Genomic DNA, 20,368 nt, shown 5'->3' on the forward strand with positions numbered 1-20,368 from the left:
CGTGCTCGCCGCGATCGAGGCCGCCGAGGCCGCCGAGGCCCCGGCCGCCCCGGCCGCCCCGGCACCCGCCGGGGCAGGCGCCGCGGATCCGCGCACCGGTCTGGCCGAGTCCAGCCGGGTGCCCATGAGCGGGTTCCGCAAGAGCGTCGCCGCCGCACTCTCGCGCAGCCGCAGCGAGATCCCCGAGGCCACCGTGTGGGTGGACGTCGACGCCACCGAGCTGGTCCGCCTGCGCACCGCCCACCCGGACGGTCCGGGGCTGCTGTCCTACGTCGCCCGGTTCACCGTGGCCGGGCTGCGCGCCCACCCCGAGCTCAACGGGCTGGTGGACACCGAGCGCGGCGAACTGGTCCAGTACGACGGGATCAACCTCGGCCTGGCCGTGCAGACCGACCGCGGCCTGGTCGCCCCGGCCGTGCTCGGCGCGCACAGGCTCACCACCGCCGAGCTGGACGCCGAGATCCGGCGGCTCACCGCCGCGGCCCGCGCGGGCAGGGCCACCCCGGCCGAGATGACCGGCGGCACCTTCACCCTCAACAACTACGGTTCGCTGCGGGTCGACGGAAGCGCCGCCATCATCAACCACCCGCAGGTGGCCATCCTCGGCATCGGCCGGATCATCGACCGCCCGTGGGTGGTGGACGGCGAGCTGACCGTCCGCAAAATCACCCAGCTGTCGTTCGCGTTCGACCACCGGGTGTGCGACGGCGGCGCGGCGGCCGGCTTCATGCGGGTCGTCGCCGACGCCATCGAGGACCCCGCCGCGGCCATCGCCCGCCTGTAGCGGGGCCCCACAGCAGCGCCCCGGAGGGAGTCGGCACCCTCCGGGGCGCTCCTCGCGCTCGGGTCAGGGGGCCGTGGCGGCCCGCTCGGCGGGCAGCACCGCATCCAGGTAGTCGGAGATGGCTCTGCGGTTCTGTTCCAGGCAGCGGATGCGCCGGTCCATGCGTTCGAGCTCGGCGCGCAGGGTCGCGACCATCTGCGGTGAGACGTCGGAGATGAGGATCGAGCGGGGCCCGTTCAGACAGGGCATCATCTGCCTGATGACCCTGGTGGGCAGCCCGGCGTCGAGCAGCCCACGGATCTGGACCACCCGGTCGACGGTGTCCTCGTCGTAGTCCCGGTAGCCGTTCTCCATACGCCGGGGCAGGATCAGCCCCTGCTCCTCGTAGTACCGCAGCAGGCGGCGCGGGGTCTCGGTCCGCTCCGACAGCTCTCCGATCCTCATGTGGTCCACCTCACCCGTCGGCCCGTTGACCTTCACATAGATGTGAGGGTTCGAGCATGACGTCATGAACACCACCGCACAAGGGGTCATCCCCGAACGGTCGGCGCGGATGCCGTGGACCGCCCTCCTCGCCCTGGCCTCCGTCGCCCTCCTCGTCGTCCTCACCGAGCTGGTGCCCGCCGGTCTGCTGCCCGCCATGAGCGCCGACCTCGGGGTGGACGAGTCCACTATGGGGCAGGCCGTGACGGCCTACGCCGCCGGCACCGCGTTCACCGTGATCCCGCTCGCGGCGGCCACCGCCGGGCTGCGCCGCCGCCCCCTCCTGCTGGGGACCGTGGCACTGTTCGCCGCGGCCAACACCGTCACCGCCCTGTCCTCCGACCACCTGCTCACCCTGGCCGCCCGGGGCGCCGCCGGGGTCGCCGCGGGGCTCGCCTGGGCGATGCTCGTCGGCTACGCGCGCTCCCTGGTGCCGGACCGCCTCCAGGGCCGGGCGATCGCCGTCGTCCTCATCGGCATCCCGGTCGCCCTGTCCCTGGGGGTGCCCGCCGGCGCCTTCCTGGGCCAGGCGGTCGGCTGGCGCACGGTGTTCCTGACCATCACCGCGATCGCCGTGGCCCTGGTCGTGTGGATCCTGGCCGCCGTGCCCGACCGGCCGGGACAGCCCCGCGAAGAACGGGTGCCGTTCGCCCGCGTGTTCGCCCTGCCCGGGCTGGTCCCGCTGCTGGCCGTCACCCTCCTGCTGGTGACCGCCCACACCGTCCTGTACACCTACATCGCCCCCGTCCTCGCGGACGCGGGCCGGGGCGGCGGCGTGGACCTCGTCCTCCTGGTGTTCGGGGCGGCCTCCGTGGCCGGGGTCTGGATCGTGGGCGTCCTCATCGACCGGAGGCTGCGGGCGCTGACCGTCGGCGCGGTCCTGCTCATCGGCGCGGCCGCCCTGCTGCTGGCCCTGGTCGCGGACCTGCCGGGCGCGGCCCTGGCCGCGGCCGCGCTGTGGGGGCTCGGGTGGGGCGGGGTGCCGACCCTGCTCCAGACCGCGGTCGCCGACGTCGGCGGGGCGGCGGCGGTCACCGCCCAGTCCGTGTACGTCACGCTGTGGAACGTCGCCATGGCCGGCGGCGGCGCGGTGGGCGGGGCGCTGCTCGCCCGAGCGGGCGCCGGTGCGCTGCCCTGGGGCGTGCTCGTCCTGACCGTCCCGGTGGTGCTGCTGGTCCTGGCCTCGCGGAAGGCGTTCCCTGCCGCACGGTCTTGAACGCGGTGGTGCCCCCGGTCGGCCGGGGGCACCGATTCGTCGGCGGGGTGACCGGGCGCTACTCCTGCCCGTCGCCCTTGGCGACCAGGGTGAGCACGTCGTAGGTGGCGACGGCCGCGCCGTCCTGGTCGGTGACCACGGCGTCCCAGCGGACCTCGCCGTACTCGGCGTTGGTGCGCGGGGTGATCTGCTTGGCCGTCAGCGTCACCTTGATGACCGCGTCCTCCTTCACCGGGGTGAGGAACCGCAGGTCGTCCACGCCGAAGTTGGCCAGCACCGGGCCCGGCGCCGGGTCCACGAACAGGCCCGCGGCCAGCGACACCACCAGGTAGCCGTGCGCCACGATCCCGCCGAACAGCGGGTTGGCGGCCGCGGCCTCCTCGTCGGTGTGGGCGTAGAACGTGTCACCGGTGAACTCGGCGAAGTGGTCGATGTCGGCGCGGGTCACCGTGCGCTCCGCCGACTCGATGGTGTCGCCGATCCGCAGCTCCGCGAGGTTCTTGCGGAAGGGGTGGACGTCGCCCACGTTCCGCTTGGACCCCGTGGTCCAGTGTCCGGTGATCGCGGTGAGCATGTCCGGCGAGGCCTGGATCGCGGTGCGCTGCATGTGGTGCTTGACGCCGCGCACGCCGCCCAGCTCCTCGCCGCCGCCGGCGCGGCCCGGGCCGCCGTGCACCAGCACGGGCAGCGGGGAGCCGTGGCCGGTGGACTCCTTGGCGTCGTCCCGGTCGAGCACCAGGATGCGGCCGTGCCAGGGGGCGACGCCCAGCACGACCTCGCGGGCCACGTCGGGGTCGTGGGTGACCAGCGAGCCCACCAGGGAGCCCCGGCCCAGGGCGGCCAGTTCGACGGCCTCGGCCACCGACCCGTAGGTGATGACGGTGCTGACCGGGCCGAACGCCTCGACCTCGTGCGGTTCCCGGGCGCCCGGCTCGGCGCGCAGCAGGATCGGCGACATGAACGCGCCGGACTCGGCGTCGGCGCCCACGACCTCGACCCGCTCGGGGTCGCCGTACACCAGCTCGCAGGAGGTGCGCAGGGCCTTGACCGCCTTGCGGACCTCGTCGCGCTGGGCCAGGGACACCAGGGCGCCCATACGGGTTTCCGGGTGGTCGGCGGCTCCCACCACGACCTTGGCCAGGCGTGCCCGCAGGGCCTCGACGACGGTGTCGGCCATGGCCTCGGGGACGATGACGCGGCGGATGGCGGTGCACTTCTGCCCCGCCTTGACGGTCATCTCGGTGACGACCTGCTTGATGTACAGCTCGAACTCGGGGTCCTCGGCGGTGACGTCCGGACCCAGGATGGAGCAGTTGAGCGAGTCGGCCTCGACGTTGAGCTGCGTCCCGCCGCTGACGACGTTCGGGTGGTTGCGCAGGATGGCGCCGGTGGCGGCCGAGCCGGTGAAGCCGACGATGTCCTGCGGGCCCAGGTCGTCGAGCAGCCCCCGGTGCCCGGCGACGAGCAGTTGGAGCGAGCCCTCGGGCAGGATCCCCGACTCGACGGCCCGGCGGACCACGGCCTCGGTGAGGTAGGCGGTCTGGGCGGCGGGTTTGACGATGCTGGGCAGCCCGGCCAGGAACGCGGGGGCGAGCTTTTCGAGCATGCCCCACACGGGGAAGTTGAACGCGTTGATCTGCACGGCGACACCGGGCCGTGAGGTGTAGACGTGTCGGCCCACGAAGGTGCCCTCGCGGCTGAGCCGCTCCAGGGGGCCGTCGAGGATGACCGTGGAGTTGGGCAGCTCGCGGCGGCCCTTGCTGGAGAAGCTGAAGAGGGTGCCGAACCCGCCGTCGATGTCCACCGCGCTGTCGCGCTTGGTGGCGCCGGTCCGGTGGGAGAGCGCGTAGAACTCGTCCTTGTACTGCATCAGGTGCTGGGCGAGGGACTTGAGCAGGTTCGCGCGCTGGTGGAAGGTGAGGGCGCGCAGTGCCGGGCCGCCGACGGTGCGGGCGTAGTCGACCATGGCGGCGATGTCGGGGCCGTTCTTCGACATGCGGGCGACGGTCTCGCCGGTGTTCGCGTCGGCGAGGGGTTCGCCCTCGTCGGTGGGGGTGAACCACGATCCCAGCGCGTAGCTCTCCAGTGCTTCGGACACCTGACGGTCCTCTCCTCGGGCTGAGTGTCTTCCGGCACAGTATTACAGACCGATCGTTCAGTAAATAGTGTCCAGGTGGCCGCGTCCGCCGCCACCTGCGTTTTCCCGCCATGTGGACGTGTGGAGAGGCCGTCTTGTCGACATCCCGAAGAAGGCCTGTAATGAACGGCCCGCCGCGGACAGAAGAGGAGTGGGACCGGCACGGGCGCGAGGGCGAGCTGTTCCCGGTGGAGGAACGGGGCGAGGAGACCCCGGAGCGCCGGATCATGTTCGACGCCGACACCGGGATGCCGCTCTACTTCGAGATCGTCATGGTGGAGTCGGAGTACGAGCAGCCCGCGGGGGTGGAGCCGCCGGTGGTCGACCACTGCTCGGTGATCGTGGACACGGCCTGGGTCGCCGAGGTCGAGGACCGGCCCCGCCCCGGGAGGTCGCCGCCTGCCCGGCTCGTCCACAGCCTGTGGACGGACCGCGCGGACCGTCGTTCCCGCGTGCCACGCTCACCCCATGGAAACCGAACGGGCCCTCGCCGCCGACCTCGACGTCCTCCGGGCGGCCTTCGCCGCCGCCCGCCGCCTTCCACCCCTGGGGTGGGACGCGGTCCGGGCCTTCGAGGCCGGGCACGGCATCACCCTGCCCGAGCCCTACCGCACCTTCGTCGCCGAGATCGCCGACGGGTCACCCGAGGGCCCGCCCGAGTACGGGCTGCTCCCCCTCGCGGAGATGCCCCGGGACTGGGGCGAGGGGCGGCCGGAGCGCCTCCTCGCCCGCCCCTTCCCCCTCGTCGGGGCGTGGACCTGGTGCGCCGACGACGAGGAGCCCGAGGACGAGGTCCTCGACCCCGTTTTCGACCACGGGTCCCTGGTGCTCGGCACCGACGGCTGCGGCCAGTACTGGCACCTCGTCGTCACCGGCCCCCAGCGGGGGAACGTCTGGCTGATCGCGGAGGAGGGGGCGGGCCCCTTCGGCGGGGAGGCGGGCGTCACCTCCGGCGGCGTCCCCGGGTTCGCCGGGTGGGTCTCCCACTGGGCCGCCGGACTCCCCTGGTTCGGGTGACCCCCGGACCCGGCGGTCAGCGCTGGGCGAGGGGGAGGACCTCGGCGCCGGGGAGGGCGGCCACCAGCTTGCCCGGCACCCACAGCTTGGACCGGCGCAGCCCGCTGCCCACCACCACGTGCGGGGCGGTCGCCACGGCCTCGTCCACGAGGACCGGCCACCCCCGCGGCAGCCCGAACGGGGTGATCCCCCCGTACTCCATCCCGGTCAGCCCCGTGGCCTCGGCCATCGGCGCGAACGACGCCTTGCGCGCACCCAGGTGGCGGCGGACCGCGCCGTTGACGTCGGCCCGGTCGGTGGCCAGCACCATGCACGCCGCGTAGGTGGTCTCGCCGCCGCGCTTGGCGGCCACCACCACGCAGTTGGCGCTGGTCTCCAGTGTCATCCCGTAGTGGGTGCAGAAGGCCGCCGTGTCCGCCAGGTCCGGGTCGATCGGCGCGACCCGCACCTCGGCGTGGCCCCGCACGGCCTCCCGGACCGGCGCGGCCATCAGGTGCTCCTGCTCGCCGGCGTCCACCCAGTTCAACGTCACGGACATGGGTATGCTCCTCGCTTCGCGTTCCGGACGCCCCCAGCCTAGGGCGGGTCCGGCGGATGCCTTCGTGTGGCTCGGCGCTTGCGCCGAGTGCGGGGAGCGGCCGCGACCCGCAATGATCCGCCGAACACGTCCCAGGGAACTATCGTGCGGAGTGCCGCCGCAGGATGTCCAGGGCGAGTCCGGCCAGGTCGTCGGCGCGGTACCCGGGCCACCCGTGCACCGCCGACAGGTACCCCGCGGGGATGCCCGACGCACCCCACAGGGCTCCGGCCAGCGACCCGGCGATCGACGCCACGGTGTCGGTGTCGTTGCCCGCGCGCACCGCCGCGTGCACGGCGGGCACGTACCCCTCCGGGTTGCGAGTGAGGGCCGACCAGGCCGCCTGGAGCGCGCTCAGCACGAACCCGTTGTCGGGGAAACCGTGCGGGGCCGCCTGCTCCGCCCCGTCGATCCAGGTCTTCCACTGCCCCCGGCGGCCTTCCGGCAGCAGTTCCACCCCGGCGCGGACCCCGTCGGGCGTTCCCTCCAGCACCGCCCGGCGGATTCCCTCACACCACAGCACACACGCCTCCGACGCCAGCGGGTCCCCGTGCGTCAGGCGGCTGTAGGCGTCGGCGGCCCGGGCCAGCCCCTCCGGGTCGTGCAGGTACGCCAGCGCCAGCGGGCCGGTGCGCATCAGCGAACCGTTGCCCGCGCTCGGCATCCCCTGCTCGAACAGGCCCGCGGCGTACGCCGTCATCACCTCGGCGACCTCGGGGCGGCGGAAGGCGTGCCCGGCGCCGAGCATCACCTTCCGGGTCTGGTTGCCGATGTCGGAGGCCCCTCCGTTCGCCCATTCCAGGAAGGCGTCGGCGGTCGCGCCCAGCGCCTCGGCGGACAGCGGGTCGTCGTGGTCGCGCAACGTGCGGGCGATGCACACCGCCATCTGGGTGTCGTCGGAGTACTCCCCCGGCGCGTAGGGGCCCAGTCCGCCGCCGACCATCTCCGGCACCCGGCGCTCGGACAGGGCGGGGCCGAACTCGTAGGGCACGCCCAGCGCGTCGCCGCAGGCGGAGCCCAGCAGCACGCCCACGGCGCGGTCCTCGATGCTTCCGGTCGACGGGGTTCGCACGGCTGCCTCGCAACACTTCGATGGAACGGGGACAGCGCCGACATTACCGTTCGGACCACCGCCGCGGGGGTCGGGTGAGCGAACCGGTACGGCCGGAAATCAGAGCCGAATTCCGGAATTTCGGCCCGTACAATTCCGAGACATGGAGACCCCCACCCCCGATCCCCACTCCGGTGCCGTCCTGGACGGGCGCTATGCCCTCGGCGAGCTCCTGCACAGTGACGCCTCGGGGAGCGCCTACCCGGCCCACGACTTCACCACGGGGAACACCGTCCTGGTCATCGTCCTGCACTCCTGGCTGGTGGGCGAGGAATCAGTGGTGCACGCCTTTCGGGGCCGGGCCCAGCACCTGGAGGCGGTCTCCCACCCGGGCCTGGCCCGGCTCCTCGACCACGGCCGCGACGGCGACCGGGTTTACGCGGTCACCGAGTACCTCCGGGGGGAGACCCTCGACCGGGCGCTGAGCTCAGGCGACCTGCACTACACCCCGCACACGGCGCTGGGGATCGCGGCCTCCCTCCTGGAGGTGCTCGACACCGCCCACGCCCAGGGCATCGTCCACGGCGCCCTCACCCCCGACCGGATCGTCGTCGGCAGGGACGGCGGGGTGGGTATCACCGGTTTCCCCCTGCTCTTCGACGCCGCCGAGGACGAGGCCCCCGACACCCGCACCGACGTGCGGGCGGTGGGACTCCTCCTCCACCTGCTCCTGACCGGTGAACGCGTCGCGCCCGAGGACGTGCGCCCGCTGCGCCCCTCGGCGCTGGTGGACTCCCTGCCGCCGGACCTGGACATGCTGGTCGCCAACGCGACCGACCCCAACCCGCGTTACCGGCCCCGCGACGCGGGCCAGTACCTCACCCTGGTCGAGCAGGTGATGCGGTCGCTGTCCCGACCGCTGGAGGAGGGCGGCGCCGACACCACCCGGCCCATACCGATCGCCGCCGCCGAACTCCCCGCCCCCCGCCCCAGGCCGTTCCGGCGCCGCCTCCCCGTGCTCGCGGCCGCCGTGCTGCTGGTCGCCGCGCTGTTCGCGGTCGGATGGGCGCTGCTCCCCGAGGAGCCCGAGGCCGTCCTCCCCGACCTGGTGGGCGTCGGCGCCGAGGAGGCGGAGGAACGGCTGGAGTCGCTCGGCCTGGGCCTGGAGATCCGTTTCCGGGACACCTATGACGACACCGTCGAGCAGGGCGGGGTCGCGGGCAGCGAGCCGGGTCCGGGCACCGTCCTGGCCCAGGGCGACGAGGTCACGCTGGCGCTGTCCGTCGGCCCTCGCCGCGCGGTCGTCCCGGACGTGGTCGGCGACACCGAGAACGAGGCCCGCAACCTGCTGCGCGAAGCGGGTTTCACGCGCATCGACGTCGTCCAGGAGCACTCCGCCGAGCAGTTGCCGGGGACCGTCCTGGCCACCGAACCCGCCGTGGGCGAGGAGGGCGACCGCGAGGAGGAGGTGGTCCTCCGGGTCAGCGAGGGGGTCATCGTCCCCTCACTGGACGGGATGACGGAGGAGGACGCCGTCGACGCCCTCACCCGCGTCGGCCTGACCGCGGTGGTCGTCGAGGAGCACCACGAGACCGTCGAGGCGGGCGGGGTCAGTGCCCAGAACCCCGAACCGGGATCGATCCTGCCCGAGGAGGGAGAGGTCGCGGTGACCGTCTCGACCGGCCCGGAACCCGAGGAGGAGGACGAGGAGGAGGACGAGGAGGACGAGGAGCCCTCGGAGTCCTCCGCGGAGGAGACCGACGACGACCGCGACGAGGAGTCCGGCAACGGCAACGGGAACAACGGCGGCGGCAACGGCGGCGGAGGCGGAGGCGGAGGCGGCTGGGGCGACGACTCCTGCTCCGCCCCCGCCTGGAGATCCGGCACCGTCTACGAGGAGGGGGAACGGGTGAGCCATGACGGCCGCGAGTACGAGGCCCGCTGGTGGAACCAGGACTCCCCGCCCGAACCCGGCTCCCTCTGGGGCCCCTGGTCCGACCGCGGCCGCTGCTGAGCCCGCGCCGCCGGTCACCGGAAGTCGGCGGCGTGGTCGCGCGCCCACGCCGCCGCGGCCGGGTCGGTGACGTCGCCGACCACTGCGTCCACCCCGTCGGGCAGGCCGTGGTCCGCGGGCCGGACGAGGGCCCGCACGGGCACACCCTCCGCCGGCAGTCCGGCCACCACGTGCCGTCCCGTGTTCCCGGTCGCCCCGGTCACCAGCACCGGTCGCTCCATGCCCGGACCCCTGTCGGCCGTGCACCCGGTGCTCTCCGGGCGCTCGGCCACCATCCTCGTGCCTCAACGAATGTTGAGGTCAACTGCGCGGGGGCCCGCGCCGGGCCGTCCCGGCGGCCCGTGTGGTCTCCCTCTACACCGGTTCGCGCCTGAATGTATGTCACATGTACATGTGAAACGAATCACCATGGCTCTACCTTCGGGTTGGCACCCCATCCCCCAGCGCGGGCGATCGTGACCAGGCGGTGCCGACTGGAGGAAGAGAAATGCGCAAGACCCCCCTGACCGTCGCCTCCTGCGCGGTCGTCCTCGCGCTCACCGCCTGCGGCAGCCCCGGAGAGGCCGCGGGAGGGGGCGAGGACGGGCCGATCAGGATCGGTATCGTCTACTCCGCCACCGGCCCTCTGGCCACCTACGGCGAGCAGTACAGGCAGGGCCTGGAGGCGGGCCTCGACTACGCCACCGCCGGCTCGATGGAGATCGACGGCCGCGCCGTCGAGGTCGAGTACATGGACGACGGCGGCGACCCCACCGCCGCGGTCTCCGCGGCCCGCGAGCTCATCGGCACCGGACACGACATCATCGCCGGGTCCACCGCCTCCGGCATCGCCGTCCAGGTCGCCCCCCTGGCCGAGCAGGACGACATCCTCTTCATCTCCGGCCCGGCCGCCACCGACGCCGTCACCGGCATCAACGCCAACACCTTCCGCTCCGGCCGCCAGACCTACCAGGACATCCTCGCCGCGGGCAGCTTCATGGACGACCCCGAGGGCTCCAAGGTCGTCGTGTTCGCCCAACAGAGCACCTTCGGCCAGGCCAACGTCGACGCCGTCACCGCCGTCCTGGGCGGGGAGGGCGCCGAGGTCGAGAGCGTCCTGGCCCCGGCGGACACCACCGACCTCACCCCCTTCGCCGAGCAGGTCGGCCGGGCCGACGCCGACCTGGTGTTCGTCGCCTGGGCCGGGGAGACCGCCGCCGCCATGTGGCAGGCCCTGGACCAGCAGGACGTCCTCTCCGCCACCGAGGTCGTCACCGGCCTGGACATCAGGGCGTCCTACCCGGTCTTCGGCGAGGCGGGCGGCGATATCTCGTTCCTGTCCCACTACTTCGACGGCGCCTCCGAGACCGACGCCGCCCTGGCCATGCGCGAGCGCGTCGAGGAGGCGGGCGGCACCGTCGACCTGTTCACCCCCGACGGCTTCACCGCCGCCCAGATGATCGTCCACGCCGCCACCGAGGGCGACACCACGGCCGACCGCGTCGCCGCCCTGGAGGGCTGGACCTTCGACGGCGTCAAGGGCGAGCTGACCGTCCGGGCCGAGGACCATGCCCTGCTCCAGCCCATGTACCAGGTCGAACTGGTCGGCTCCGGCGACGCCGCCGAGCCGGAGCTGGTCGCGGAGATCCCCGCCGCCGACATCGAGCCCGTCATCGCGGAGGCGGAGTAGGCATGGCCGCCGACAACGCCACGGGCACGGCGGCCGCCGCGCCCGGCGCCGCGGCCCCGGCCGCCGCGACCTCCCTGGCCCTGGACCACCTGAGCTGGTCGGTCGGCGGCGCCGTCATCGTCGACGACATCACCATGCACGTCGCCGAAGGCGAGTTCGTCGCCCTCATCGGACCCAACGGCGCAGGCAAGACCTCCCTGTTCAACCTGGTCTCCGGCCTCACCCGGCCCACCGCGGGCACCGTCTCCCTGGGCGGCGCCGACATCACCCGGCACGCCCCGTACCAACGGGCCCGCCTGGGCATGGGCCGCACCTTCCAGACCTCCAGCGTCTTCGCCGACCTCACCGTCGGCGCCAACGTGGGCCTGGCCGTCCAGGCCCGCACCGGCGACTCCCGCAGATTCTGGAAGCGCGCCGGGGACGACGGCGGCCCCGAGTCGGCGGCCGCCCTGGAACTGGTCCGCCTCTCCCACCGCACCGCCGCCCTGGCCGGGGACCTCTCCCACGGCGACAAGCGCAAGCTCGAACTCGCCCTGCTGCTGGCCCGCCGCCCCCGGCTCATCCTCCTGGACGAGCCCATGGCCGGGGTCAGCGCCGGGGAGATCGGCGAACTCACCACCGTCATCCGGGACGTGCACCGCGAACAGGGGTGCACCGTCCTCATGGTCGAACACCACATGGAGGTGCTCCTCGACATGGCCGACCGGCTGGCCGTGATGCACCACGGCGCACTGCTCGCCTTCACCGACCCCGACTCCGCCATGGCCGACCCCGGCGTCCAGGCCGCCTACCTCGGGGACGGCGCGTGACCGCCGCCGGACCGCTGCTGGAGGCGGCCGACCTCAACGTGTGGATCGAGGGCTCCCACATCCTCCAGGGCGTCACCTTCGCCATGCCCGAACGCGGCGTCACCTCCCTGCTCGGCCGCAACGGCGTCGGCAAGACCACCACCGTCAAGGCCGTCCTGGGCCTGGTGCCCCGCACCGGCCGGGTCGCCTTCGACGGCGTCGACATCACCGCCGAACCCACCCACGCCATCGTCACCCGGGGCATCGGCTACGTCCCCGAGGAACGCGGCGTCTTCGCCGCCCTCACCGTCGCCGAGAACCTGCGCATCGCCGAACGCCGCCCCGGAACCCACCGCTATGACCTCGTACACGAACTGTTCCCGGAACTCGAAAAGCGCCGGGAGCAGCCCGCGGGCACCCTGTCCGGCGGCCAGCAGCAGATGCTCGCCATCGGCCGCGCCCTGCTCAACGACAACCGGCTCCTCATCGTCGACGAGCCCACCAAGGGCCTGGCACCGCGGATCGTCCGCGAGGTCGCCGACGCGGTGGCCCGCGCCGCCGAGGAGGTGCCGGTGCTGCTGGTCGAGCAGAACCTGTCCCTGGTCCGCCGGGTCGGGGGCGCCGCCGTCGTCCTGGACGCCGGACGGGTCGTCCACACCGGGCCCGCCCCGGACCTCCTCGACGACGCCGACCGCGTCCGCGAACTCCTCGGCGTGTCCCGCGCGGCCGCACCCGCCGCCGGCACCGCCGCACCCGCCGACACCGAAGGGAGGCCGACCGCGTGAGCACCGTGGTCCTCCTCATCGTCACCGGGCTCGGCCTGGGCGCCCTCTACTTCCTCATCGCCTCCGGCCTGTCGCTGATCTTCGGCCTCATGGACGTGCTCAACTTCGCGCACGGGGCGTTCCTCGCCCTGGGGGCCTACGGAACCTGGTGGGCGGCGAACTTCCTGCCCGGGGCCGGCCCCGACGGGGCCGGATTCCTGCTGGCCCTGGTGTTCGGCGTCGCCGCCGGGACCCTGGCCGCCACCCTCGTCGAACTGTGCGTGATCCGCCCGCTCTACGGCAGGCACCGCGAACAGATCCTCGCCACGGTCGGCCTCAGCCTGGCCACCCCGGCGCTCCTCCAGGCCGTCTGGGGCGCCGACCCGCTGACCTTCCCCAAACCGGACCTGGTCCGCGGCACCGTCGAGGTGCTGGGCGCCAACATCCCCAGGGACCGGCTGCTGCTCATCCTCGCCGCGGTCGCCCTGTTCACCGCACTGTGGCTGTTCAACTCCCGCACCCGCTACGGGCTCATCGTCCGCGCCGGGGTCCAGGACCGGGCCATGGTCACCGCCCTGGGCATCGACGTGCGCAAGTCCTTCACCCTGGTGTTCGCCATCGGCGGCGCCGCCGCCGCGCTGGCCGGCGCGCTGGGCGGCCTCTACTACGGAGTGGTCACCCCCACCCAGGGGATGTCGCTGCTGATCTTCGCGTTCATCGTCGTGGTCATCGGCGGCACCACCTCACTGACCGGCTGCGCGATCGCCTCCGTGACCGTCGCCCTGGTCCAGCAGTTCGCCAACTACTACACCGTCGCCGGGCTCGGCGACATCGCCGTGGTCATCGTCCTCGCCCTGGTGCTGCTCACCCGGCAGGGCGGACTGGCCGCGAAGAAGTCCGCGGAGAGGGTGGCATGATCACCGAGACCGAACCCCGGGCGACCGCCCCGGACGACGACACCGCGCCCCCGGCCCCGAGCGCCCGGCGCCGAATCCCCCGCTGGGCGGGCCCGGTCGCCGTACTGGTGGTCCTGGCCACCCTGCCCTTCTCCACCCTGACGGTCCCCGGCCTGTTCGAGGGCGCCCTCAACAGCCCGGCCACCCTGCACCTGCTCGCGTTCTGCCTGGTGTTCGGCGGCCTGGCCACCAGCTACGACCTGCTGTACGGGCGGGTGGGCCTGCTGTCCTTCGGGCACGCCCTGTACTTCGCCTGCGGCGCCTACACGGCCGCGCTCCTGATGCGGATGCTGGAACTGCCCCTGCTGTGGGCGGCACTGGTCTCCGTCCTGGCCGGAACCCTGCTGTCCCTGCTGCTGGGCGCGGTGGCGCTGCGGGTCAACGGCATCGCCATGGCCATGGTCACCCTGGCGTTCGCCCAGGCCGGGTCCATCCTGGTGGCCCGCGACCCGGGCCGGGTGACCGGCGGCGAGGAGGGGCTGTCCCTCGACACCGCCGTGGTGCCCGACGCGTTCGTGGGCGTCATGAACACCGTCAACCTGTACTGGGCGGCGGTCGCCTACGCGGCGGTCGCGACCGTCGTGGTGTGGTGGCTGTCCGCCTCCCCGGTGGGCCGGGTCTGGCAGGGCATCCGCGCCAACGAGCAGCGCGTCGCGGTGCTGGGCGTCAACCCCTACCCGTACAAACTGGCGGCGTTCACCGTCGGCGGCGGCCTGGCCTCCCTGGGCGGTGTGGTCTACCTGCTGGTCACCGGCGGTGTCACGCCCACCATCACCACCGCCGAGTTCACGCTCACCCTGCTGGTGATGGTGGCCCTGGGCGGGGCGGGCAGCCGCTGGGGCGCGGTGCTGGGCGCCGGGCTGTACACCTACGCCGAGCACCGGCTGCGCCAGTCGGGCGGGGAGGCCTTCTCGGCCCTGCCCGACTGGATCGCCGCACCCCTGTCCCAGCCCCTGTTCATCCTCGGCACGCTCTTCGTGCTGATGGTCTTCTTCTTCCCGGGCGGGCTGACCGCGCTGCCCGGTCGGGTCCGGTCGGCGCTGCGCGACCGGCGGACCGCACACGAGTGAGAGGGACACCCCCATGAGCGACACCACCCCGGTCGGCGGGGACGAGTACACCGTCCCCGTCGCCGGGGGCGACCTGGCCGTCACCCGGTGGGGTGACGGCCCCGGCGTCCCCGTCCTGGCCGTCCACGGCATCACCGCCAACGGCCACTCCTTCGCCCGGACCGCGGCCGAGCTGGCCGCCCGCGGCGGACCCCCGCTGCACGCACCCGACCTGCGCGGGCGCGGGGCCAGCGGCACCCTGCCCGGTCCGCACGGCCTGGCCGCCCACACGGACGACCTCGTCGCCGTCCTGGACCACCTGGGTGTGGAACGGACCGTCTGGGTCGGACACTCCATGGGCGCGTTCGTGTCCTGCCTGGCCGCCGTGCGCCACCCCGACCGGGTGGCCGGGCTGCTGCTCGTCGACGGCGGCCACGGGCTGCCCGTCCCCGCCGGGACCGACATCGACTCCGTCCTGGGCCCGGCCCTGGCCCGGCTGCGCATGACCTTCGACTCCCCCGACGACTACCGGGCCTTCTGGCAACGGCACCCGGCCTTCGCCGGGCGATGGAACCCCTGGGCCGACGACTACGTCCTGCGCGACCTCACCGGGACCGCCCCCGACCTGCGATCCACCTGCGACGAGACGGCCGTGCGGATCGACGGCGGCCAGGTCCTGTCCGACGAGGAGACCCTCGGTGCGATCCACCGGCTCCCGGTCCCCGCCCGCCTGCTGTGGACGGCGCGCGGGCTCATGGACGAAACGCCCGGGCTGTACACGCCCGAGCGCCTCGCCGACCTGCCCGGCTCCCTGGTCACCGTCGAACTCCCCGACGACAACCACTACACGCCGCTGTTCTCCTCAACCGCCGGGCTGCTCGCCGAGCAGGTCCACACCCTTGTCCAGGAGACCGTGCAGGTGCAGCGCCAGCTGTAGCTCCAGAGCGCGGTCGGGGTGCTGCCAGTCCTCCCCGATGAGCTGACCGATCCGCTCCAGGCGCTGTGCCACCGTGTTCACGTGGATGTGCAGCGCCGTCCGGGCCCTGGACAGGTTGCCCCCGGCCGCGAAATAGGCGCGCAGCGTCTCCACCAGCACCGTCCCGCGCCGCTCGTCGTACTCCAGCAGCGGGCCCAGCGCGGACCGCACGAAACCCGGCACGTCCCGGTCCCGGCCCAGCAGCAGCCCCGAGAACCCCAGGTCCTCGGCGGTCGCCAGATCGCCCACCCGGCCCAGCGCCCGCAGCGTCTGGACGCACCGCGCCGCCTCCGAGAACGCCGACCGGAACTGCTCCGGGCCGCCCGTCGGCCCGGCCAGCCCCACCGTCACCGGCGCGCCCCCGGCCGCCAGGGCCAGCTCCTCGGCCGCCCGCCGCCCGGCGGTTCTGGGGTCGGTCCCCGGCAGCGCCAGCACCAGCCGGCCCGCCCTGTTCCCGGCCAGGCCGCCGGTGGTCTCGGCCACGTGCGTGGCCGCCGACCGCAGCCGCCCCGGATCGGCGCCCGGCGCCTCGGCCACCACCAGCACGTGCGGGGCGTCCAGGTCCGCGTGCAGCAGCGCCGCCCGCTCCCGCAGCGACTCCGGGTCGCGCGCCGGGGTCTCCAGCAGTTCGTTGAGCAGGTCGCCGCGCACCCGGTGCTCGGTCTCGCTCACCGAACGGCGGATCAGCAACAGCAGCGCGGTCACCATCGCCGCCCGCTCCAGCACCCGCTGGTCGGTCTCGTCCAGCTCCACCCCGCGCAGCACCAGCGTGCCCAACGGTTCGCTGCCCGCCGCGGCCGACGCCACCCAGGCGTTCCCGGCGCGCACGGCGCGGCCGCTCGCCAGCGCCGCCCGCACCGCCTCCTCCACGGCCCCGTCCGGCTCCGGCGGGTGCGAGCGCTCGGTCACCGACCCCTGCGGGGTCGCCGTCACCGTCACGTCCGTGGTCACGTCCCGGACCGTCACCGAACCGCCCAGCACCTCGGCGATCGCCGCCGCCACCTCCCGCACCCCGCCGCCGCGCAGCACCAGGTCGGTGAGCCGGTCGTGGGCGGCCGCCGAACGCTCCACCGAAGCCGTGTGCCGCTGCAACCGCTCGTTGACGGTGTGCAGCTCGTCCAGCGCCCGCCGGGTGTCGTCGATGAGGTTGGCGCTGTCGATCGCGATCGCCGCGTGCGTCGCCAACGACGACAGCAGCGCCACCTCCGAGTGCGCGAACGGCCGCTCCCGCCGGTTCGCCGCGAACAGCACCCCCACGTCCCGGCCGTTCATCTTCAACGGGACGCCCAGGATGGCCACCAGGCCCTCCTCGCGCACCGCGTGGTCGATGTTCTCCGCGTGTGCGAACCGCGGGTCGGCGAAGTAGTTCGCCGTCACGTACGGCAGCGCGGTCTTGGCCACCAGCCCGCCCAGCCCCTTGCCCGCACCCAGCCGCAGCTGCTGGAACGACGCCGACACCGACCCCGACGTCACCCGCATCACGGTGCCGCCCGCCTCCGGGTCGCTCAGTGTCAGGTACGCGACGTCGGTGCCCAACAGGTTGCGCGCCCGTTCCACGATCGCCCGCAGCACCTGGTCCAGGCTGCGCATCCCCGCCAGGTCGTTGGCGGTCTCGAACAGCGCGCTCAGCTCCGACTCGCGGCGCCGCCGGTCCCGCATCACCGACCGCACCCGCAGCGCGGTCAGCTTGGCCGCCTCCAGAGCGGCCACCACCTCCGGGTCGGCGCCCTGGGCGCGGGCCCGCAGCACGGGGCGCTCGTACTCCACCGCCGGGGCGTCGCGCAGCAGCAGGTCCAGGAAGAAGGCCTGGCCGGCGACGCCCGTCGGGTCGTCCCCGGGCCGGGCAGGGGTCGTGTTCAGCTCGCGCTCCATGCTCCGTCCACCGGCAGCGACGCCCCGTTGATGTACGACGCGTCGTCACCGCACAGGTAGGCGACCAGCTCGGCCACCTCCTCCGGTTCGATCAACCTCTTCAGCGGGGTCCGCGCCAGCAGCACCTCCGACACCACCCGATCCTCGGGGATGCCGTGCGCCGCCGCCTGGTCCGCGATCTGTTTCTCCACCAGCGCTGTGCGCACATAGCCCGGGTTCACACAGTTGGAGGTCACCCCGTGTGGAGCGCCCTCCAGCGCCACCACCTTGGAGAACCCCTCCAGTCCGTGCTTGGCCGTCACGTACGCCGACTTGTAGGCCGAGGCGCGCAGCCCGTGCACCGAGGAGATGTTGACGATCCTTCCCCAGCCCTGCGCGTACATGTGCGGCAGGGCGCCGCGCACCAGCCGGAACGGCGACTCGACCATGAGACGAAGGATGAACGAGAACCGCTCGGGAGGGAAGTCCTGCACCGGGGCGACCGTCTGCACACCCGCGTTGTTCACGACGATGTCGGCGCCCCGGACGGCCTCCTCGGCGGCGTCCAGGTCGGTCAGGTCCAGCACGACCGGCTCGCCCGCACCGCGGTCGGCCAGGGCTTTCAGGGCGTCGGCGTTCACGTCGGCCAGACGCACGGTGGCGCCCGCGTCGGCCAGCCGCAGTGCGCAGGCCCGGCCGATACCGCCGGCGGCACCGGAGACGAAGGCGGTCTTGCCGGTCAGGTCGACCCGGGCGGTGCGCTCCGCGGGCCGGGGAGAGGGGGGCAGGGGGGCGCGCCGCGCTGTGCCCTCCGGGAACTCGTGCGTCGTCATGGCAGCAAGGTAGGCCCGCGTGCGCGGCTGAGGGATAGGAGGCGGGTACACACCATCCGGCTCGGACATGTGGACATCATCCATGCCCGCGCGTGCCCCTGTGGGGTTCGCACTGGACAGCGGTGTGTGATCGAGGTCTCTGCTACATGTCGCGCACGTCACACGCGGGTTAGGGTCCCGGCAACGGTTCGGCCGAACCCCCCGCTCACGCCGTATCCCCCAGGAGGCAACCCCATGGACTCCGCCGCCCGCCGGTCGCGGGTGCCCCTCGCCCTCGCCCTGGCCACCGTCCTCGCCACGGCCGCCGCCCTGCTGACCGCCCTGGCGCCCCGCGCCCACGCCGCCGTCCTCACCCCCGTCGCCTCGTTCGGCGCCGATCCCGGCGACCTCTCCCTGTACACGTACGTGCCCGACGGGCTGCCCGCGAACGCGCCCCTGGTGGTGCTCCTCCACGGCTGCGCCCAGGACGCGGACGCCTACCACCGGCACTCCGGCTGGGCACGGGCCGCCGACACGGGCGGGTTCGCGCTCGCCTACGCCGAGCAGAAGACCGCCAACAACGCCAACCGCTGCTTCAACTGGTTCGAGCCCGGCGACGTCACCCGCGACTCGGGGGAGGCCCGCTCGATCCGGTCCATGGTGGAGCACACCGTGTCCGCCCACGGCCTGGACGCCGACCGCGTGTACGCCTCCGGCCTGTCCGCCGGCGGCGCCATGGTGAACGAGGTGTTGTCGGCCTACCCCGACCTCTTCGCCGGCGGCGCCGTCGTCGCCGGGATCCCCGCAGGCTGTGCCACGAGCATGATCGACGCCTTCACCTGCATGAACCCCGGCAGGACCTGGAGCCCGCAGCAGTGGGGCGACAGGGTCCGCGCCAAGAACCCCGGGTGGACCGGGCCCTGGCCGCGCGTGGCCGTCTGGCACGGCACCTCCGACACCACCGTCGCCCCCGCCAACGGCACCGGCAGCGTGCGGCAGTGGACGAACGTGCACGGGATCGCCGACACCCCCACCGCCACCGAATCCCTGCCCGGATCCACCACCGCGTCCTACTACGGCGGGTCCGACGACGCCTCGGCGCGGGTCGCGCACTACTCGGTCCCCGGGCTGGGACACGGCACCCCCGTCGACCCGGCCTCGGACTGCGGTACCGCGGGGGCGTACTTCCTCGCCTCGGTCTGCTCCACCGGGTACACCGCACGGTTCTGGGGGCTGGGCGACGGCCCCGGGCCGGACCCCACCGACCCGCCGACCGAAGAGCCCACCGATACGCCGACCGAGGACCCCGACCCCGGGGATTGCGTGCGTGCCACCAACTACGACCACGTCCGGGCGGGACGTGCGGTCCAGCGGCTCGGCCTGGCCTACGCCGTCGGCTCCGACGACCCGCTCGGCCTGTGGAACGTGTTCGTGACGACCTCCCTCACCGAGACCTCGCCCGGGTACTGGGAGAACACCCCCGGCGCCTGCTGAACCGCCGGGAGCCGAGCCGCCGGGAGAACGTCGGCGGGCGGGCCGGGGAATTCCTCCCCGGCCCGCCCGCCGATCCCGGGCCGGGCACGACCCCCGCGGTGCCCGGGCCGCCCGCCGCCGTATCCATCTCCGAACGGACGCGGTGACGGAGACAAGCCCCTCTCGGTCCTGTCAGTCCTGTGTGCCGGGGTCCGGCGCCCCGCGGGCGCCCTCCCCGGTGAGCGCGGCGAGCCGCGCGGGCATCCGGGCCCGGCCCTCCAGCACGTTCCCGGTCAGCCGCCGCAGGGCCAGCCGGGTGGCCTCGAACTCCTCCTCGGGAAGGTCGATGACCTCCCCGATCGCCTCCGGGATCCCCTCGGCCAGCTCCCGCATCCGGGCGCCGGACGCGGTGAGCGTGACCAGCACCGAGCGCTCGTCGCGCGGGTCCCGGTCGCGGTTCAGCAGGTCGCGCGCCTCCAACCGCTTCAGCAGCGGGGTGAGCGTGCCGTAGTCCAGTTGGAGCGCCGAGCACACCTCCTTGACCGGGCACTCCCCCCGCTCCCACAGCAGCATCATCACGAGGTACTGGGGATAGGTGAGGTTCAACGGCTCCAGGAGCGGCCGGTAGAGGTTGGTGACCGCACGCGAAGCCGCGTAGAGAGCGAAACACATCTGCTCATCGACGGCGGGAAGAGGGAAATCGCCCGTGGGGGCTGGAGATCGGTCGGGCATCGGCAACATGGTAGTAACC

General features: G+C 73.6%; 19 protein-coding genes. 11 read left to right on the forward strand and 8 right to left on the reverse strand.

Annotation, left to right across the window (positions count from 1 at the left end; translation table 11 throughout):
• Positions 1 to 784 (forward strand): 2-oxo acid dehydrogenase subunit E2 (locus QJS33_RS26505; RefSeq protein ID WP_306370805.1); only part of this gene is annotated, 784 nt, incomplete at its 5' end.
• A gap of 63 nt (positions 785 to 847) precedes the next feature.
• Here the strand turns inward: QJS33_RS26505 and QJS33_RS26510 are convergent.
• Positions 848 to 1,228, reverse strand: coding sequence for a MerR family transcriptional regulator (locus tag QJS33_RS26510; protein WP_306370806.1), 381 nt, complete (start codon positions 1,226 to 1,228; stop codon positions 848 to 850).
• 64 nt (positions 1,229 to 1,292) lie between these two features.
• Here QJS33_RS26510 and QJS33_RS26515 point away from each other — a divergent pair, with 64 nt between their 5' ends.
• Complete coding sequence (locus QJS33_RS26515) at positions 1,293 to 2,483, forward strand: MFS transporter (protein ID WP_306370807.1); 1,191 nt, start codon at positions 1,293 to 1,295, stop codon at positions 2,481 to 2,483.
• A gap of 58 nt (positions 2,484 to 2,541) precedes the next feature.
• On the opposite strand, the gene paaZ is transcribed toward QJS33_RS26515, so the two are convergent.
• Entirely contained in the window at positions 2,542 to 4,581 is a 2,040-nt protein-coding gene (gene paaZ / locus QJS33_RS26520; protein WP_306370808.1) for a phenylacetic acid degradation bifunctional protein PaaZ, read from the reverse strand.
• A 507-nt stretch (positions 4,582 to 5,088) separates the two neighbouring features.
• Between paaZ and QJS33_RS26525 the strand changes: the two genes are divergently transcribed.
• The gene (locus tag QJS33_RS26525; RefSeq protein WP_306370809.1) at positions 5,089 to 5,637 is read left to right on the forward strand and encodes an SMI1/KNR4 family protein; all 549 of its coding nucleotides are present in this window, start codon (positions 5,089 to 5,091) and stop codon (positions 5,635 to 5,637) included.
• A gap of 16 nt (positions 5,638 to 5,653) precedes the next feature.
• On the opposite strand, the gene QJS33_RS26530 is transcribed toward QJS33_RS26525, so the two are convergent.
• Positions 5,654 to 6,175: a YbaK/EbsC family protein gene (locus tag QJS33_RS26530; protein ID WP_306370810.1), complete on the reverse strand. Its 522-nt coding sequence runs from the start codon at positions 6,173 to 6,175 to the stop codon at positions 5,654 to 5,656.
• Between the two features lie 139 nt (positions 6,176 to 6,314).
• Positions 6,315 to 7,286: an ADP-ribosylglycohydrolase family protein gene (locus tag QJS33_RS26535; protein WP_306370811.1), complete on the reverse strand. Its 972-nt coding sequence runs from the start codon at positions 7,284 to 7,286 to the stop codon at positions 6,315 to 6,317.
• Between the two features lie 142 nt (positions 7,287 to 7,428).
• Between QJS33_RS26535 and QJS33_RS26540 the strand changes: the two genes are divergently transcribed.
• Entirely contained in the window at positions 7,429 to 9,279 is a 1,851-nt protein-coding gene (locus tag QJS33_RS26540; protein WP_306370812.1) for a PASTA domain-containing protein, read from the forward strand.
• A 14-nt stretch (positions 9,280 to 9,293) separates the two neighbouring features.
• Here the strand turns inward: QJS33_RS26540 and QJS33_RS26545 are convergent, their stop codons facing one another.
• On the reverse strand, positions 9,294 to 9,500 hold the full coding sequence (locus QJS33_RS26545; RefSeq protein ID WP_372339719.1) for an NAD(P)H-binding protein: 207 nt from the start codon (positions 9,498 to 9,500) through the stop codon (positions 9,294 to 9,296).
• 266 nt (positions 9,501 to 9,766) lie between these two features.
• Here QJS33_RS26545 and QJS33_RS26550 point away from each other — a divergent pair, with 266 nt between their 5' ends.
• The 6 genes from QJS33_RS26550 to QJS33_RS26575 are packed head-to-tail and all read left to right on the forward strand — an operon-like array spanning position 9,767 to position 15,442.
• Entirely contained in the window at positions 9,767 to 10,948 is a 1,182-nt protein-coding gene (locus QJS33_RS26550; RefSeq protein WP_306370813.1) for a substrate-binding domain-containing protein, read from the forward strand.
• 2 nt (positions 10,949 to 10,950) lie between these two features.
• A complete protein-coding gene (locus QJS33_RS26555; protein WP_306370814.1) occupies positions 10,951 to 11,757 on the forward strand; it encodes an ABC transporter ATP-binding protein in 807 nt (268 codons plus the stop codon).
• Entirely contained in the window at positions 11,754 to 12,521 is a 768-nt protein-coding gene (locus QJS33_RS26560; protein WP_306370815.1) for an ABC transporter ATP-binding protein, read from the forward strand. Before QJS33_RS26555 ends, QJS33_RS26560 begins: the two co-directional genes overlap by 4 nt.
• Positions 12,518 to 13,417: a branched-chain amino acid ABC transporter permease gene (locus QJS33_RS26565; protein WP_306370816.1), complete on the forward strand. Its 900-nt coding sequence runs from the start codon at positions 12,518 to 12,520 to the stop codon at positions 13,415 to 13,417. Before QJS33_RS26560 ends, QJS33_RS26565 begins: the two co-directional genes overlap by 4 nt.
• Entirely contained in the window at positions 13,414 to 14,526 is a 1,113-nt protein-coding gene (locus tag QJS33_RS26570) for a branched-chain amino acid ABC transporter permease (RefSeq protein WP_306370817.1), read from the forward strand. Before QJS33_RS26565 ends, QJS33_RS26570 begins: the two co-directional genes overlap by 4 nt.
• Positions 14,527 to 14,539: 13 nt before the next feature.
• Positions 14,540 to 15,442, forward strand: a complete 903-nt coding sequence (locus tag QJS33_RS26575) for an alpha/beta fold hydrolase (protein ID WP_306370818.1) — start codon at positions 14,540 to 14,542, stop codon at positions 15,440 to 15,442.
• Here QJS33_RS26575 and QJS33_RS26580 read toward each other — a convergent pair.
• Both QJS33_RS26580 and QJS33_RS26585 read right to left on the reverse strand, forming a co-directional pair.
• A complete protein-coding gene (locus tag QJS33_RS26580) occupies positions 15,368 to 17,353 on the reverse strand; it encodes a GAF domain-containing protein (RefSeq protein WP_306370819.1) in 1,986 nt (661 codons plus the stop codon). The two genes, QJS33_RS26575 and QJS33_RS26580, sit on opposite strands and share 75 nt — an antisense overlap.
• Positions 17,338 to 18,165 carry a 3-hydroxybutyrate dehydrogenase gene (locus tag QJS33_RS26585; RefSeq protein WP_306370820.1) on the reverse strand — a complete coding sequence of 276 codons (828 nt, stop codon included), beginning with the start codon at positions 18,163 to 18,165 and terminating at the stop codon, positions 17,338 to 17,340. The genes QJS33_RS26580 and QJS33_RS26585 overlap by 16 nt, the downstream gene beginning before the upstream one ends.
• A gap of 234 nt (positions 18,166 to 18,399) precedes the next feature.
• Between QJS33_RS26585 and QJS33_RS26590 the strand changes: the two genes are divergently transcribed.
• A complete protein-coding gene (locus QJS33_RS26590) occupies positions 18,400 to 19,638 on the forward strand; it encodes a PHB depolymerase family esterase (protein WP_306370821.1) in 1,239 nt (412 codons plus the stop codon).
• Between the two features lie 171 nt (positions 19,639 to 19,809).
• Here the strand turns inward: QJS33_RS26590 and QJS33_RS26595 are convergent, their stop codons facing one another.
• A complete protein-coding gene (locus QJS33_RS26595; protein ID WP_306370822.1) occupies positions 19,810 to 20,358 on the reverse strand; it encodes a MarR family winged helix-turn-helix transcriptional regulator in 549 nt (182 codons plus the stop codon).
• Positions 20,359 to 20,368 lie beyond the last annotated feature (10 nt).

It is taken from the genome of Nocardiopsis sp. CC223A (assembly GCF_030766825.1).
Classification (GTDB): Bacteria; Actinomycetota; Actinomycetes; order Streptosporangiales; family Streptosporangiaceae; genus Nocardiopsis.